Source organism: Nocardia grenadensis (assembly GCF_050942415.1).
Taxonomy (GTDB): Bacteria; Actinomycetota; Actinomycetes; order Mycobacteriales; family Mycobacteriaceae; genus Nocardia; species Nocardia grenadensis.
Genome location: NZ_CP192054.1, coordinates 535289 through 549489, shown reverse-complemented (window position 1 = coordinate 549489; position 14201 = coordinate 535289). Strand labels below are relative to the sequence as shown.

Below are 14201 nucleotides of genomic sequence, written 5' to 3'. Positions count from 1 at the left end.
CGCTGCGCTCCTTCACTCTGTCGCTCCAGAACACCTCACTTCACCGGTAGGGCGCCGTCCACACCGCCCACGTCCGTGATCTGCCAACCGGAGTCCTCGTCGATCGTGACCGTATAGGTGACCGTGGACTGCGTGCCGTCCGGATTCTGGGCATTGGTCGAGGTCACGTTCACGAAGACATTCACCTTGTAGACCCCGTCCTGTTCGGACATGACCTTCGCGGTGATGGGGGTGGCGGTCGAGGTCCACTGCAGCGGCACCAGGATCTGTTCCAGTTTGGGCGCGGTGTCGTCGAACTTGCCCGCCAGCCGGGGGCTGGTGTTCTTCTTCAGTGCGGCGATCCAGACATCGAGATCCTTGAAGTTCACGGTGGCCGCTCCCACCGCGTACTCGGTGGCCAGTTGCTCGGCACGACTGTCGGCCGCGGCACGCTCGTCGCGATCGGCCACTTCGCCTCGCGCGGTGAAATACAACACGGCGAAGATGGTCGCCGCCACAGCGAGCACCGCGACGACCGCGCCGCGGATCAGGCTGGAAACCTGGATGGACACCGCGCCCGGGCGGGATTCGGCCGGCGCCGGTTTCGCGGAGGTGGCGGCGGCTGCGCCCGGGCTACCGGCGCTCTCCTCCGGCTCACGGCCGGCGTCGTCGGTGTTCTCGGCCATGGATGTCGTCCTCTTTCGATTGCTCCCGATCGGGGCAGCGGCCCCGGCGGTATATCCAGCGGAAATCGGGCGGCCGGCGGGTCCGGCGTTCACGAGGCTAACGCCCGGCCGGGCCGGACCGGCAGCTACCCCGCGGGGGGCGCCGCGCCGCTCACCGCCACCGCCGAAAGGGGCTCCGGCGGTGCGTGGTCACGCGGTGAGGCACCCGACAGTGACCGGGTCCGGACGCTCGAGGGAAAATAGAACATTGTGCGAACACAGCTGGAGCAGGAGACACGTCTGCGAATCGGCCCCTACCCGGTCGACCCGCCGGTCGTCCTCGCGCCGATGGCCGGCATCACCAACCTGGCCTTCCGCAAGCTCTGCCGGGAGTTCGGTAGCCCGACCGCGATCTACGTCTGCGAGATGATCACCGCCCGCGCGGTGGTGGAACGCAATGAGAAAACGCTGCACATGATGTCGTTCGACGAGGGCGAATCGCCGCGGTCGATGCAGCTCTATGGTGTGGACCCGGCCACCCTCGGGGAAGCCGTCCGGATTATCGTCGGCGAGGGCTGGGCCGATCACATCGATATGAACCTCGGCTGCCCGGTCCCCAAGGTGACCCGGCTCGGCGGCGGTGCCGCCCTGCCCTACAAGCGCAATCTGTTCGCCCGGATCGTCCGGGAGATGGTCCGGGCTGCCGAACCGGCCGGAGTGCCGGTGACCATGAAATTCCGTATCGGAATCGACGACGAGCATCAGACCTACCTCGATACCGGTCGCATCGCCGAGAGCGAAGGCGCCGCGGCGGTCGCCCTGCACGCGCGCACCGCGGCGCAGCGCTACTCCGGAACCGCCGACTGGTCGGCCATCGCGCGCCTGAAAGAGGCGGTCACCACCATCCCGGTACTCGGTAACGGCGATATCTTCGGTGCGGCCGACGCGGTGGCGATGATGGCACAGACCGGCTGCGACGGGGTCGTGGTGGGGCGTGGCTGCCTGGGCCGGCCCTGGCTGTTCGGCGAGCTCGGTGCCGCCCTCCGAGGCGAACCCGCGCCGGTGCCGCCGACCCTCGGGGAGGTCGGCGCGATCCTGACCCGCCATGCCGGTCTACTCGCCGAACACCACGGTGAAGACAAAGGCATGCGTGATCTGCGCAAACATATGGCCTGGTATTTCATGGGCTTCCCGCTGGGCGCCGAGCTGCGGCGCAGTTTCGCGACGGTGTCCTCGCTGGCCGAACTCGGTGCGCTCGTCGACCAGTTGGATCCGACCGTTGCGTTCCCTCAGGACGCCGAAGGCCCCCGGGGGCGGCAGGGTTCACCGGGTAAGGTCGCGCTTCCGCACGGCTGGCTGGACGACCCCGAGGACGGGACCGTCCCGACCGCCGCCGATGTCATGCACAGCGGCGGCTGAATACCGACAGCCGGCCGCCGACCGATTCGACACGCCGATTCGACACGCCGGAAGAATATCGCATGCGCGTGCAAACATAACTGCGGGCAACTTCCCAGCATTAACCGCTTTTCCGACCCTCTCGTAATGTCCGAGTGGCTCTCAGTGGCGAGATCGTTATCATTGCGGAATCCCGCGCAGCCTTTCGAGGATGGTTGCGGCGGCAGCGAGTTGCGGAAAAGCGAGGTTCATTGGTGGGTGACGATCGGCACGGGCGATCATCAGGGCCCGGAGGTCGCGCCCCGTGGGAGCGGTATCCCGCGGGAGAGTCCCCCGAAATGGACGGCGCGAGGGGGTCCCGTCGGCCACGGCAGCCGGAGCCGCCCGCCAACCCCGGGCCGCTGACGGTCCAGGATCTGGTCGACCGGGTGGACAGTGAGCGTACGGTCCGGCGACGTGAGGGCGATGCGCCGCGCCACGGCGCGCCCGCGGACCGCCCCGCGCGTCCAGCGGGTCACGGGCCACGACCGAATGCCGAAGAACGGCCCCGCACCGACCAACCCGGTCCCGAAGGTCCGCCCGTCGGCCGCCCGAACCGCCCGCCCGCACCACCGGTACGAGGCGGCGTTGCCACCCCGGGCCGCCCGCCCACCGGCTCGTCCCCCGCGGCCCAGCCCTCTGCTGCCGGACCACGACGGCCTGGTCCTCCGCCACCCCCCGCTGCCCGGAACCAGCCGCCCGCACCACCGCAGCGGCCCGGTCAGGATCAGCCCGGGCCGGTTCGGCCCCCCGGCCGGGCGCCCGCGGAGAAGCCCCCGGGCCCGAATGCCTCCCGTCCGGCGACCGGCAACCGGGCGGCGGTACCGCCGCCCGCCAAGCCCGCACCAGACCCGTCGAAGCGCCCGCCGACCGGACAGCGACCCGCCGCGGCACCGGTCGAGTCCGCCGATCCGACCACGGCGGTTCCGCGGCAATCCGACCCCGTTCGAGGTGGTTCGCGACCGGGTAGCGAACCGCCTCCCAAACACCCTCGGCAACCTTCCGGCACACCACGTCGCGGCAAAAGCGCGAAGGCGGCCGCCGAGCCACCCGAAACGGTCACCGACATTCTCGACCCGCTCGACGAGAGCGACCCTCGGATCGGCGGCCGGACCGACACTGCCGGTTGGCCCACCTCCGGACCGGCGGCACCGGATACGGTCGGCAAACCGAGGAGGCGGCGCGCCCCCGAAAGCCGGCGCAGCAGGCGACTACGGATCGCGGGCCGGGCCGCGGTCGCCTTCTTCTCTGTTCTCGCGCTCCTGATCACCGGGGGTGGCTGGAGCTACCTTCGTGCCGCGGGCAACAGCTTCACGCAGGTATCCGCTCTCTCCGAGAACGAGGACGATGTCATCGACGCCCAAGCCCAGCTCGGCGACGAGAACTATCTGATCGTCGGTACCGACACCAGGGCGGGCGCGAACGGCGATATCGGCGCCGGCAGTGTGGAGGACGCGGAGGGCGCTCGCGCCGACACAACGATGCTGGTGCACATCCCGAAGGATCGGTCGCGAGTGGTCGTAGTGTCCTTCCCGCGCGACCTCGATGTCACCCGGCCCGAATGCCACGGTTTCGACAACGAGAACAACAGCTACACCGAAGAGATGTACGACTCGGCGATGGGTGACAAACTCAATGCCGTGTACGCGCTGGGCGGTCCCCGCTGCCTGCTGTCCACCATCCAGCGATTGACGGGCAGCACGATCAACCACTTCATCGGTATCGACTTCGCCGGTTTCGAGCAGATGGTGGACAAGGTCAACGGGGTCGAGGTGTGTGTGAGCAAACCTCTCATCGACGACACGCTCGGCCCCATCCTCCCGGAAACGGGCCGCCATCGCATCGATGGGAAAACCGCCCTCAACTATGTCCGAGCACGGCACGTATACGGGGAAGAGCGCAGCGATTACGACCGGATCAACCGGCAGCAGAAGTTCCTCGCCTCACTGTTGCGCGGGACCCTCTCCGGCAGAGTCCTGCTGGATCCGGGCAAATTGAACGGCATCATCGGAGCATTCAAGGATGCGACCTTCGTCGACAATGTACAGCCGAACGATCTGCTCATGTTGGGACGTTCGCTACAGGACCTCGAGTCCGGTGCCGTCACTTTCCTGACCGTTCCCACGGCGGGCACGACCTCCTACGGCAACGAGATCCCCAGAACCGCGGATATCCAGGCGATCTTCCGCGCGATCCGCGACGACCAGCCGCTTCCGGGCGAGAAGACCGCGCCCGCACCGCCGCCGACCTCGGAGGCGCCGGTCCCACCGTCGCTGACCGCGGTGGACCCGAGCATCCTGTCGCTGTTGGTATCCAACGGTTCGGGCATCTCGGGTCTCGCCAATCAGACAGCCAGCCAACTGGCAAATGTCGGTTTCAATATCTACAACGCCGGTAATTACACCGAGGGCAATTCCACCGAGACCAAAGTTCGTTACTCCCCCGGCCACGAGGCCGAGGCGGCGACGGTTGCCAGCGCTGTTCCTGGGGCCACCATGGAACTCGACGAGACGCTGGACAGTATCGTCGAACTGGTCCTGGGTGAGAACTTCCAGCAGGTGGTGAACGAACCCACGCCGGTCGGCAGCCCGATCACCGATGTGCCCGCCGCGAGCGCTGCCCCGGTGGAGTTGCCCAGCGATCTCGAACATGTGAACGCCGCCGACGACCCCTGCGCCGCCTGACCCGCGGACACGGATCGACCGACCGCCGTCGACTCATAGCTGAACTCCGGGTGGTCCCGCACAGGGACCACCCGGAGTTCTTTGCGAACCTACCCGGACTCCGTCGTCCTCCGGCATCCCTACATCAGGCAGGAAATCATCGTCGTCAGAACCGCGGTAACGGCGCCAGGTATGAGCACCACTGATTCACCGCCTGTTGGTGACTTGGTCAGCACCGCCAACTACTGTCTGTTTTATGCGTGTCATCTACAACGAGCAAATGGCCGACCTCGCCCACCTGTTGGGCGAGATGGCCGGTATCGCCGGTTCGGCCATGGATCGCGCCACGCAGGCTCTGCTCCAGGCCGATCTGTCGCTGGCCGAACAGGTCATCGGCGAGGGCGACCGGATCGCCGAGATGATCGCCGACGCCGAGGAGAAATCGTTCGCCCTGCTGGCCCTGCAGGCCCCGGTCGCGGGCGACCTCCGGCAGGTGGTCAGCGCGATCCAGATCGTCAACGATGTCAACCGGATGAGTACCCTGGCGCTGCATGTGGCCAAGGTGGCCCGTCGGCGGCATCCGAACCACGCCCTGCCCGAAGCGGTCAACGGCTACTTCGCCGAAATGGGCCGGATCGCGGTCAGTATGGGTAACGGCGCCCAGGAAGTGCTCGACACCCGGGATCCCGAGCGCGCGGCCCAGCTGAACCAGGACGACGAGGCGATGGACGATCTGCACCGTCACCTGTTCACCCTGCTGATGGACCGCGAATGGAAGTACGGGGTGGCCGCGGCGGTCGATGTGACGCTGCTGGGCCGCTACTACGAGCGTTTCGCCGACCACGCGGTCGAGATCGGCCGCCGGGTGATCTTCCTGGTGACCGGTGTGCTCCCGACGGACGAGGACACGGAGTCCTGACCCGAACGAGAAGGCCCGCACCGGATGGTGCGGGCCTTCTCTGTATTCGGAGCTCAACCGAAGCGGCCGGAGATGTAATCCTCGGTGGCCTTTTCGCCCGGGTTCGAGAAGATCTTCTCGGTATCGTCGATTTCGACGAGCCGGCCCGGTTTACCCTGGGCCTCGAGATTGAAGAACCCGGTCTTATCGCTCACCCGCGCCGCCTGCTGCATATTGTGGGTGACGATAACGATCGTGTATTCCTTCTTCAGCTCGGTGATCAGGTCCTCGATCGCCAGCGTGGAAATCGGGTCCAGAGCCGAGCAGGGCTCGTCCATCAGCAGCACATCCGGGGACACCGCGATGGCGCGCGCGATGCACAGACGCTGCTGCTGACCGCCGGAGAGCCCGCCACCGGGCTTGTCCAGGCGATCCTTCACCTCGGTCCACAGGTTCGCGCCGCGCAGCGAACGCTCGGCGACCTCGTCGAGTTCGCCCTTGTTGCGCACACCCTGCAGTTTGAGGCCGGCCACCACATTGTCGCGAATGGACATGGTGGGGAACGGGTTCGGCCGCTGGAACACCATGCCGATGGTGCGGCGCACGCCGACCGGGTCCACCTGCGAGGCGTAGATGTCCTCGCCGTCGAGCATCACCGCGCCCTCGACCCTGGCGTTCGGGGTCACCTCATGCATCCGGTTCAGCGACCGCAACACCGTGGATTTCCCACAACCCGACGGTCCGATGAAGGCGGTCACACTGCGCGGCAAGACGTTGAGCGAGACATCGGCGACGGCGTGGAATTTGCCGTAGAAGATGTTCAGGTCTTTGATGTCGATCCGCTTGGCCATCTGTTTTCCGTTTCCGCCCTTATCGGTTCCGCGTGAGGAGCTTGTTGACAGCCGCGGCCGCCAGGTAGAGCACCGCGATCATGAGGATCAGCGTCAGCGCGGCACCCCACACCCGCTGCCGGCCCGCGTCTTCGGCGCTCTTCAATTCCTGGAAGATCAGCAGCGGCAGCGAGGCCATATTGCCGTCGAAGATGTTCATATTGATCGCCTTGCTGTAGCCGACCAGCACCAGCACGGGCGCCGTTTCGCCCATCACGCGTGCCAGTGCGAGCAGGATCCCGGAGATCATGCCGGGCAGGGCGGTCGGGATGACGATCCGCACGATCGTCTTCCACTTCGGGATGCCGAGCGCGTAGGAGGCTTCCCGCAGCTCGTCCGGGACGAGTTTGAGCATCTCCTCGGTATTGCGAACGACCACCGGGAGCATCAGCAGTACCAGGGCCAGCGCCACGGCGAAGGAGCTCTGCGGGAAGCCCAGGGTCGCGATCCACAGCGCGAAGATGAACAGCGCCGCGACGATGGAGGGGACACCGGCGAGGATATCGACCATGAAGGTGGTCACCTTGGCGAACCGGCCGGTGCCGTATTCGATCAGATAGACCGCTGCCATGATGCCGAGCGGTACGGCGATGACCGCGGCCACCGCCGACTGCACGATGGTGCCGTAGATGGCGTGGTACACACCGCCACCGGTCTGATCCGGTAGCACGCCCTTCTGCGAGTTCTGCCACCATTCGAGCGACAGGACGACACCGATACCGTTGCTGACCACCATCCACAGCACCCAGCCCAGCGGGATGAGCGCGATGAGGAAGCACAGCGTGAAGATCCCGGTCGCCAGGTTGTTCTTGATCTTGCGAGCGGTACTCACGTCCCGGAATGCCGGCGCCTTGATCGGCTTGTCCAGGCCGATCGTCGTGGTGGTGGTCATCAGCCGTTCACCTTTCCGCCCGCCGCGAGCCGGGCCAGCGCGTTGACGACGAAGGTCAGCGCGAAGAGCACGAAGCCCGCCGCGATATAGGCGCCGGTCGGCAGTGGTGCGCTGAATTCGGCGGCGGCCGAGGCGATCTTGGACGCGAAGGTGAAGCCGCCGTCCAACAGCGACCAGGTACCCGGGGTCGCCGAGATCTTCAGGATGAGCAGGACCGCGATGGTCTCACCGAGCGCCCGCCCCAGGCCGAGCATGGAACCGGCGATCACACCGCTGCGGCCGTAGGGCAGGACGGTCATCCGCACGACCTCCCATTTGGTGGCGCCGAGCGCCTGGGCCGCCTCGATATGCGCCCGCGGAGTCAGCGCGAAGACCTCGCGCGAGACCGAGGTGATGATCGGCAGGATCATCACCGCCAACACCACGCCTGCGGTGAAGATGGTCCCGCCGCCGCCGATCGAGACGTTGCCGTCGGAGAACAGGAAGAACCAGCCGAGGTTGTTGTTCAGGAACTCCTGGACCGGTTTCAGATACTCCGCCAGTACCAGCAGGCCCCACAGGCCGTACACGATCGAAGGCACCGCGGCCAGCAGATCGGTCAGCATGGAGAACGGGCGGGCGAGCCGCTTGGGTGCGTACCGGGTCAGGAACAGCGCGATCCCGACACCGATCGGCACTGCGATAACCAGCGCGAATGCGGAGCTCAACACCGTCACCATGAACAGGTCACGGATGCCGAAGCGGAGATTGTCCGCGTCACCGGTATTGAACTCCGCACTGGTGAAGAAGTTCACCTCGTCAGCCCGGAGCGAAGGCACCGCACGAATCAGTAGGAACAATGCGATCAGCGCGATGGAGGCCACGATGATCGCCGCGGCGGTGGTCGCCAGCGATTTGAACACCAACTCGGCCCGCCTGCCGTGACCGCGACTTTCACCGCCTAGTGGTGGCTTGCTCGGATGGCTCGACATCGATGCGGGGACTCCTGCCTTCGGCAGGCCCGTCGCGCTGGACGAGCCCGCGGAGGCTACCTCTGGGTTGACTGTCATATTCGCGCTATCAGGAGATGGCGTTGATCGCCGTGGTCAGCTTGGTCTTGAACTCCTCCGGGATCGGCACGTAACCGTTGTCCGCCAGACCGGCCTGGCCGTTGGTGACGGCGGAGGTCAGGAAAGCCTTGACAGCGGTCGCGGTCGCCCCGTCGGTGTACTTGGAGCACACGATCTCATAGGTCGGCAGGATAATCGGGTAGGAACCGGCCTCGGTGGGCTTGTAGAACGACGAGGTGTCGAGCACCAGGTCGTTGCCCTCGCCCTTGATCTTCACGCCGTTGATCGCCTTACCGGCGGTCTCGGAGGTCAGCTCGACCGGTTCGGGACCCGCGGAGGTGATGATCCGGGCCACGGACAGGTTCTGCGACTTGGCGAACGACCACTCGTTGTACGAGATCGAGTTCTCGGTGTTCTTCACCGCGGCCGAGGTGCCCTCGTTGCCCTGGGTGCCCTCCCCGACACCGCCGTTGAAGACCTTGCCGGCGCCCTTGCCCCACGCGCCCTCGGACGCGGAGTCCAAGTAGAGCTGCAGGTTGTCGGTGGTGCCGGACTCATCGGACCGGTAGACGACCTTGATCGGCTCGGCGGGCAGCTGCTTGCCCTCGTTGAGCGCCTTGATCTCCGGGGCGTCCCAGGTCTTGACAGTGCCGTTGAAGATCTTGGCCACGGTCGGGCCGTCGAGCGCCAGATCGGTGACGCCGTCGATGTTGTAGGTGATGGCGATCGGGCCGAACACGGTCGGCAGGTTCCACGCGGGGGAAGCGCAGCGCTCGGCGGCCGCGGCGGGCTCGCCCTTCTTCTCACTGAGCGGGGAGTCGCTACCGGCGAAATCTGTCTGGCCGCCGAGGAATTCCTTGACGCCCGCGCCGGAACCGCTCGAGGTGTAGTTGAGGGTCTGGCCGTCACAGTTGGTCTCGAAGGCGGCGGTGAAACGCTCGACGGCGTTCTTCTGCGCCGAGGAGCCGCTGGCCTTGAGGGCCTCCTTGCCGCCGCAGGTGATGTCGGAGTTGGCCTCGACTCCGGTCGAGGACGCATTGTCGTCACTACCGCAGGCGGCCAGCGGCAGGGTCACGGCCGCGATCACACCGACGAGGGCGCTGCTGCGCTTGAACTTCACTCCAGTCCTCCGGATACGTCCTACTCGCCCGGTCCCTCACCGGCCCGGGCGCGTGTCGTGGTGCGGCCGTTCGCGGGGAACTTGCACACCGGGCGACCCACTGCCGCCCAGAATCAAACTAGGGCGCGTCGGTGGACAGCTGGACCAGGGCAAGTGAACGGAAGGTGAACAGGGCGGCGCGAACACGTCCGTTATGTGTGATGTTTGCCGCGCCGTTACTCCGCACATACCGGAATGCGACATTCCCACCCCTGGAGGTAACAGTCGCACACCGCTCCGTAACCGTCCGGTTCCCCCGTCTCAGCCCGGTATCGAGTAGGCGATATCGATATGCGCCGGGGCGAAGTCCAGTCCGCGATAGGTGCGGACCGCCGGCGCATTGTCCGCCTCGGTGTACAGCAGCACCTCGCCCAAGCCCGCGTCGCGCAAATGGTGCAGGCCGATCAGGGTGAGCAGCCGGCCCAGTCCACGCCCCTGGGCGGCCGGATCGATACCGACCACGTACACCTCACCGGCCGGCGGCTCCTCGTCACGGTGGACCTTGGTCCAGTGGAACCCGAGCAACCGTTGCGGCCGCTGCGCATCGAAGGCCAGGAAGAGCCCCGCCGGATCGAACCACGGTTCGGCGCGGCGCTCCTCCAGCTCGCGGGCGGACCAGCCGCCCTGCTCAGGGTGCCAATCGAACGCCGCATTGTTGACCCGCAGCAGCTCCGCGTCGTCGGCCGGGCCGCGATAGGTACGGACCACCAGCTCGTCGGGCACCTCGACCGCCGGTAGCTCGGGGATCGCCAGCGGGCGCCGCATCTGCCAGAGCTCCCGCGCCGCCGACAGCCCCAGCCGCCGCGCCACCGCCTCCGCGGCCGGCAGTTTCCCGTGCGCCCAGATCCGGGCTCCCGGCCCGCCGGCGGCCAGCACGGCCGCCACCAGATCCCCGCCGATTCCGCGCCCCCGCCATTCCGGGGCCACCGCCGCCTCGGCCATGGCAGGGTGCTCGCCGTGCGCCGGAGTCAGACTCGCGTATCCGGCCACCTCGTCGCCCGCCACGGCCAGCAGGTGGCGGGCCGGCGATTCCCGGCGCAGGCCCAGCCGGACCTGTTCGGAAACCGGCTCGACGCCGTCGGCGGTCGCCGCGGCGTCGAACAGCGCGCTCAGCCGACCGGTCCGGGCGGCGGAGGGAAGCTCGCACCACTGCAGTGCGTACTCACCCATATCGGCCGGACTCACTGGACCGTGCCGTTGACCGGTGCCATCGAATCCTCTTCGGTCCCGTCCTTATCGCCGCCCGCCGACCGGGCATCGGGGTCGTTCTTGTTGTTCGAACGAGCGGGCCGCACCGCCTTGTACCCGACATTGCGCACGGTACCGATCAACGACTCGTACTCACTGCCCAGCTTCGCGCGCAACCGCCGAACGTGCACGTCGACGGTCCGGGTACCGCCGAAGAAGTCGTAACCCCACACCTCCTGCAGCAGCTGGGCCCGGGTGAAGACCCGGCCGGCGTGCTGGGCGAGGTACTTCAGCAGTTCGAATTCCTTGTAGGTCAGATCGAGCGGGCGCCCGCGCAGCCGCGCGGTATAGGTGCCCTCATCGATCACCAGCTCGCCGAGGGTGATCTTCCCGGAGTTCTCCGGGCCGGTCGAACCGCCGGTCCGGCCGACGAGCAGCCGGAGCCGGGCATCCAGTTCCGCGGGCCCGGTACTGGGCAGGAGAATATCGTCGAGACCCCAGTCGGCATTCACCGCGACCAGCCCGCCCTCGGTGAGCACGGCGACCACGGGGACCGACGAACCTGTGCTGCCGAGCAGCCGGCACAGTCCGCGAGCGGCCGCCAGATCCGAGCGCGCGTCCACCAGCGCGATATCGGCGGTACCCGCCTCCAGTAGCGACGCCACCTCGGTGGGCGCGGGCCGCACATTGTGCGCGAGCAGCGACAACGAGGGCAGAACCGATTCGGGGTCGGCGTCGGAGGTCAGCAGGAGCAGCTCCACAAGCACTCCTCCCATCTCGTAGCTACGCGAAAGCCAGCTTCGTCGCCGTCGCCACGTTGCTCATCCATCTGTAATCGTTGCAAGATTAGCGCGTCGAACTGTGTTTATTCGCGTCGCCTGCAGCGCCGCGGGTCGGGGGCCCGTACCCGCCACTCTCGTCCACGGGCGCGAAGCCCGTCCCGGGCGCGTCCACTAGGGTGCATGCCATGCGGAAGCTGATCATCGGACTGCTGTGCCTGGCGGGGCTGGCAGTGGTCGTCGATTTCGGTGCGGCCGCATATTCGGAATACCGCGTATCGCGTTCGCTGAAGGTCGGTGCCGACCTCAGTGCCGATCCCGAGGTCACTTTCCACGGTTTCCCGTTCCTGCGGCAGGCGCTCGACGGCCGCTACGACAATATCGAGATCAAGGCCGACAGCGTCCGGCCCGATATTCCCGGCGAGATCGGCCTGGAGGCCACGCTGCTGGGGATGAACCTCCCGCTCGGCGATCTGGTCGACGGCCGGGTGCGGAATGTGCCGGTGGAGCAGGTCGACGTCCGGATGCGGGTCGCACCCACCGAACTGGGCCGGCTGTTCGGCATCCCGGATCTGGAGGTCCATTCCCGTCCGGCGGACAAATCGGACGGCACCGGCGGTTCGGGCGGGTCGGGAATGACCACAGCGGGCGCGCTGGTACTGACCGGAACGCTGCCGTCGGCGCCGAGCGGGCAGCAGAGCGCGAGTTTCGCCGGGGAACGGGTGAGCGTCGCGGCCGATCTGCTGCTCGACGGCGATCAGGTACGGATCGTGGCCACCGGCCTGTACTCGGAGGAGATCTCGCCGGTCCCCTCCGAACCGGTCGTCGACGACGCCGACATCCCGGCGGTGCTGGCGATGTTCACCCGTACGATCGATACCAAGGAACTGCCGTTCGGTATCCGGCCCACCGAGGTGACCGCCCTGGGCGGCCATATCGTGGTCGAGGGCCGGGGTAGAGATGTGACGATCGATTTGAACAGATTGCGGCGCCCATGATCGAGATCACCATTCTGGCGGTAATGCTGCTGGCCGGGCTGGCCGTCGGCCTGTACCTACGCCGACGCGAGGGCGCGGTGCGCTCCGCCCCGGTCACCCTGGACCGCGATACCGCCGCGCGCGACGATCTGCTCGTCGCCGCCGGTCTGACCGGATCGGGGCCCGCGGTACTGCATTTCTCCGCCGACTGGTGCGGCCCCTGCGCGGCGGTCCGCCGGGTCGTGGCCGATGCCACCGGCGATCTGGCCGACTCCCCGCGACCGCCACGCGATATCGAGATCGATATCGACGCCGATCCGGCGCTGGCCAGGGCCCTCAATGTGCTGTCGCTTCCGACCACCTTCGTTTTCGACGCCGAGGGCCGGGAACGGTTCCGGATCTCCGGCGTCCCCAAGACCAGCGACCTGCGCAGCGCGCTCAGCCCATTGACCGCCGGTTCGGCCGCCGGCTGAGCTGTGCCTATTTGCGCGCCTTCGGCGCGCGGATCGGGGCCCTGTGACCCCGATTCTTCCCTCCTCCGCTCAGTCGCTGCGCTCCTTCGCTCCGTCGGTCCAGAATCGGGGGCGGGCCCCGACCATTGTGGTAGACCATCCGGAATAGACAGAAGGTGCATGCCGTCGAGCACCTCGACGAGCGTGGGTGGGCTCACATCACTGCAAGCGCTCAATGGTCGGCATTCTCTGGACTGGCGGCTGCATACGCTCCGGAACCGGGGGCCGGCCCCGACCACGAATGCGGACCGGTCGGGGCAGACGGAGGAAGTTTCCGGACGCGCTGCCCCGAACGGCCCAGTAGGTCCGCGGTACTGCAGGTGCTCGGTGGCCGCCGCTCCCAGAACGGCCGATACCGTCCGGTGAGGCCCCTGTCCTGGAGGGGACACCCTCCGCATTGGCACAGCGGAGTAATTGGGTAGACTTCTTCTGTGCAAAACCACCGCGAGCTGATGCTCACCCGTCGCCGCACAGTCGACCTGTGCCGCCTCGGTGGTTGTTGCTGCCTGTGCCGCTGAGCGGTCGGGTCTACTTTCCTGACGCCGACCACGGTTCGTCCGCGCGAGCGATTTCATCCCCCGGCGAACCGGCCGAATTCCGCCGAGAAGTTCGAGCGCAGGAGCTTTGTTCATGTCCACTATCACTACCCTCGCGAATCGGGTCGATATCCGCGGTCCGCGCTTCGTGGCCTGGGTGACCACCGGCGTTCTGGTCTTGATCCTGGTACTCGCCGCGTTCGCCCCGATCGCCGCCACCGTGCTGGTCGCCGGCCAGACGCTGGTGTTCGCGCTCGGCGCCGGGCTGGGGCCGCGCCGGCACCCGTACGGCGCGATCTACGCGCGTTTCGTCGCGCCGCGCCTGGGCCCGGCCACCGAGACCGAACCGACCGCCCCGTTACGATTCGCGCAGTTGCTCGGGTTCGTGTTCGCCGCGGTGAGCCTGCTGGGCTTCCTCCTCGGCAGCACTGCCGTGGGCGCGCTCTTCGCCGGGTTCGCCCTGTTCGCGGCGTTCCTCAATGCCGCGTTCGGTATCTGCCTCGGCTGCAAGCTGTACCCGCTGGTCGCGCGGCTGCGTCCGAACACCACGTCCGAACTCCCCGCATCGAACTGAACA

The 14201-nt window shown here is 67.2% G+C and carries 14 protein-coding genes; 6 read left to right on the top strand and 8 right to left on the bottom strand.

All coding sequences use genetic code 11. The features are described from left to right. Positions 1 to 35: 35 nt before the first annotated feature. The gene (locus ACQPYS_RS02555) at positions 36 to 665 is read right to left on the bottom strand and encodes a hypothetical protein (protein ID WP_433491591.1); all 630 of its coding nucleotides are present in this window, start codon (positions 663 to 665) and stop codon (positions 36 to 38) included. Between the two features lie 249 nt (positions 666 to 914). Here ACQPYS_RS02555 and dusB point away from each other — a divergent pair, with 249 nt between their 5' ends. Beyond that, on the top strand, positions 915 to 2063 hold the full coding sequence (gene dusB, locus ACQPYS_RS02550; RefSeq protein WP_084480468.1) for a tRNA dihydrouridine synthase DusB: 1149 nt from the start codon (positions 915 to 917) through the stop codon (positions 2061 to 2063). 1229 nt (positions 2064 to 3292) lie between these two features. On the opposite strand, the gene ACQPYS_RS02545 is transcribed toward dusB, so the two are convergent. Next, a complete protein-coding gene (locus ACQPYS_RS02545) occupies positions 3293 to 3574 on the bottom strand; it encodes a hypothetical protein (RefSeq protein WP_245664476.1) in 282 nt (93 codons plus the stop codon). A 21-nt stretch (positions 3575 to 3595) separates the two neighbouring features. Between ACQPYS_RS02545 and ACQPYS_RS02540 the strand changes: the two genes are divergently transcribed. Then, positions 3596 to 4765 carry an LCP family protein gene (locus ACQPYS_RS02540; RefSeq protein ID WP_245664475.1) on the top strand — a complete coding sequence of 390 codons (1170 nt, stop codon included), beginning with the start codon at positions 3596 to 3598 and terminating at the stop codon, positions 4763 to 4765. A 235-nt stretch (positions 4766 to 5000) separates the two neighbouring features. Beyond that, positions 5001 to 5663 carry a phosphate signaling complex protein PhoU gene (phoU, locus tag ACQPYS_RS02535; RefSeq protein ID WP_063035485.1) on the top strand — a complete coding sequence of 221 codons (663 nt, stop codon included), beginning with the start codon at positions 5001 to 5003 and terminating at the stop codon, positions 5661 to 5663. Between the two features lie 53 nt (positions 5664 to 5716). Here phoU and pstB read toward each other — a convergent pair whose 3' ends face one another. The 6 genes from pstB to ACQPYS_RS02505 all read right to left on the bottom strand — a co-directional run bounded on the left by pstB (position 5717) and on the right by ACQPYS_RS02505 (position 11581). Beyond that, the gene (pstB, locus tag ACQPYS_RS02530) at positions 5717 to 6493 is read right to left on the bottom strand and encodes a phosphate ABC transporter ATP-binding protein PstB (RefSeq protein WP_063035484.1); all 777 of its coding nucleotides are present in this window, start codon (positions 6491 to 6493) and stop codon (positions 5717 to 5719) included. 19 nt (positions 6494 to 6512) lie between these two features. Further along, positions 6513 to 7424 carry a phosphate ABC transporter permease PstA gene (gene pstA / locus ACQPYS_RS02525; RefSeq protein WP_431940714.1) on the bottom strand — a complete coding sequence of 304 codons (912 nt, stop codon included), beginning with the start codon at positions 7422 to 7424 and terminating at the stop codon, positions 6513 to 6515. After that, complete coding sequence (gene pstC / locus ACQPYS_RS02520) at positions 7424 to 8395, bottom strand: phosphate ABC transporter permease subunit PstC (RefSeq protein ID WP_063035482.1); 972 nt, start codon at positions 8393 to 8395, stop codon at positions 7424 to 7426. Before pstC ends, pstA begins: the two co-directional genes overlap by 1 nt. An 88-nt stretch (positions 8396 to 8483) precedes the next feature. Beyond that, on the bottom strand, positions 8484 to 9593 hold the full coding sequence (gene pstS, locus ACQPYS_RS02515) for a phosphate ABC transporter substrate-binding protein PstS (protein ID WP_433491590.1): 1110 nt from the start codon (positions 9591 to 9593) through the stop codon (positions 8484 to 8486). 300 nt (positions 9594 to 9893) lie between these two features. Continuing rightward, on the bottom strand, positions 9894 to 10802 hold the full coding sequence (mshD, locus tag ACQPYS_RS02510) for a mycothiol synthase (protein WP_084480531.1): 909 nt from the start codon (positions 10800 to 10802) through the stop codon (positions 9894 to 9896). 11 nt (positions 10803 to 10813) lie between these two features. Beyond that, complete coding sequence (locus ACQPYS_RS02505; protein ID WP_431940718.1) at positions 10814 to 11581, bottom strand: winged helix-turn-helix transcriptional regulator; 768 nt, start codon at positions 11579 to 11581, stop codon at positions 10814 to 10816. A 206-nt stretch (positions 11582 to 11787) separates the two neighbouring features. Between ACQPYS_RS02505 and ACQPYS_RS02500 the strand changes: the two genes are divergently transcribed. The 3 genes from ACQPYS_RS02500 (at position 11788) to ACQPYS_RS02490 (ending at position 14198) form a co-directional block, all read left to right on the top strand. Next, positions 11788 to 12597 carry an LmeA family phospholipid-binding protein gene (locus tag ACQPYS_RS02500; RefSeq protein WP_063035479.1) on the top strand — a complete coding sequence of 270 codons (810 nt, stop codon included), beginning with the start codon at positions 11788 to 11790 and terminating at the stop codon, positions 12595 to 12597. Further along, the gene (locus tag ACQPYS_RS02495; RefSeq protein ID WP_433491589.1) at positions 12594 to 13049 is read left to right on the top strand and encodes a thioredoxin family protein; all 456 of its coding nucleotides are present in this window, start codon (positions 12594 to 12596) and stop codon (positions 13047 to 13049) included. Before ACQPYS_RS02500 ends, ACQPYS_RS02495 begins: the two co-directional genes overlap by 4 nt. A 669-nt stretch (positions 13050 to 13718) precedes the next feature. Then, complete coding sequence (locus tag ACQPYS_RS02490) at positions 13719 to 14198, top strand: DUF4395 domain-containing protein (RefSeq protein ID WP_063035477.1); 480 nt, start codon at positions 13719 to 13721, stop codon at positions 14196 to 14198. Positions 14199 to 14201 lie beyond the last annotated feature (3 nt).

Bases quoted from the DNA above. Each gene is read 5' to 3' on its own strand.
- ACQPYS_RS02555 (WP_433491591.1), bottom strand. From the start codon at position 665: ATGGCCGAGAACACCGACGACGCCGGCCGTGAGCCGGAGGAGAGCGCC.
- phoU (WP_063035485.1), top strand. From the start codon at position 5,001: ATGCGTGTCATCTACAACGAGCAAATGGCCGACCTCGCCCACCTGTTG.
- pstB (WP_063035484.1), bottom strand. From the start codon at position 6,493: ATGGCCAAGCGGATCGACATCAAAGACCTGAACATCTTCTACGGCAAA.
- pstA (WP_431940714.1), bottom strand. From the start codon at position 7,424: ATGACCACCACCACGACGATCGGCCTGGACAAGCCGATCAAGGCGCCG.
- pstC (WP_063035482.1), bottom strand. From the start codon at position 8,395: ATGTCGAGCCATCCGAGCAAGCCACCACTAGGCGGTGAAAGTCGCGGT.
- mshD (WP_084480531.1), bottom strand. From the start codon at position 10,802: ATGGGTGAGTACGCACTGCAGTGGTGCGAGCTTCCCTCCGCCGCCCGG.
- ACQPYS_RS02500 (WP_063035479.1), top strand. From the start codon at position 11,788: ATGCGGAAGCTGATCATCGGACTGCTGTGCCTGGCGGGGCTGGCAGTG.
- ACQPYS_RS02495 (WP_433491589.1), top strand. From the start codon at position 12,594: ATGATCGAGATCACCATTCTGGCGGTAATGCTGCTGGCCGGGCTGGCC.
- ACQPYS_RS02490 (WP_063035477.1), top strand. From the start codon at position 13,719: ATGTCCACTATCACTACCCTCGCGAATCGGGTCGATATCCGCGGTCCG.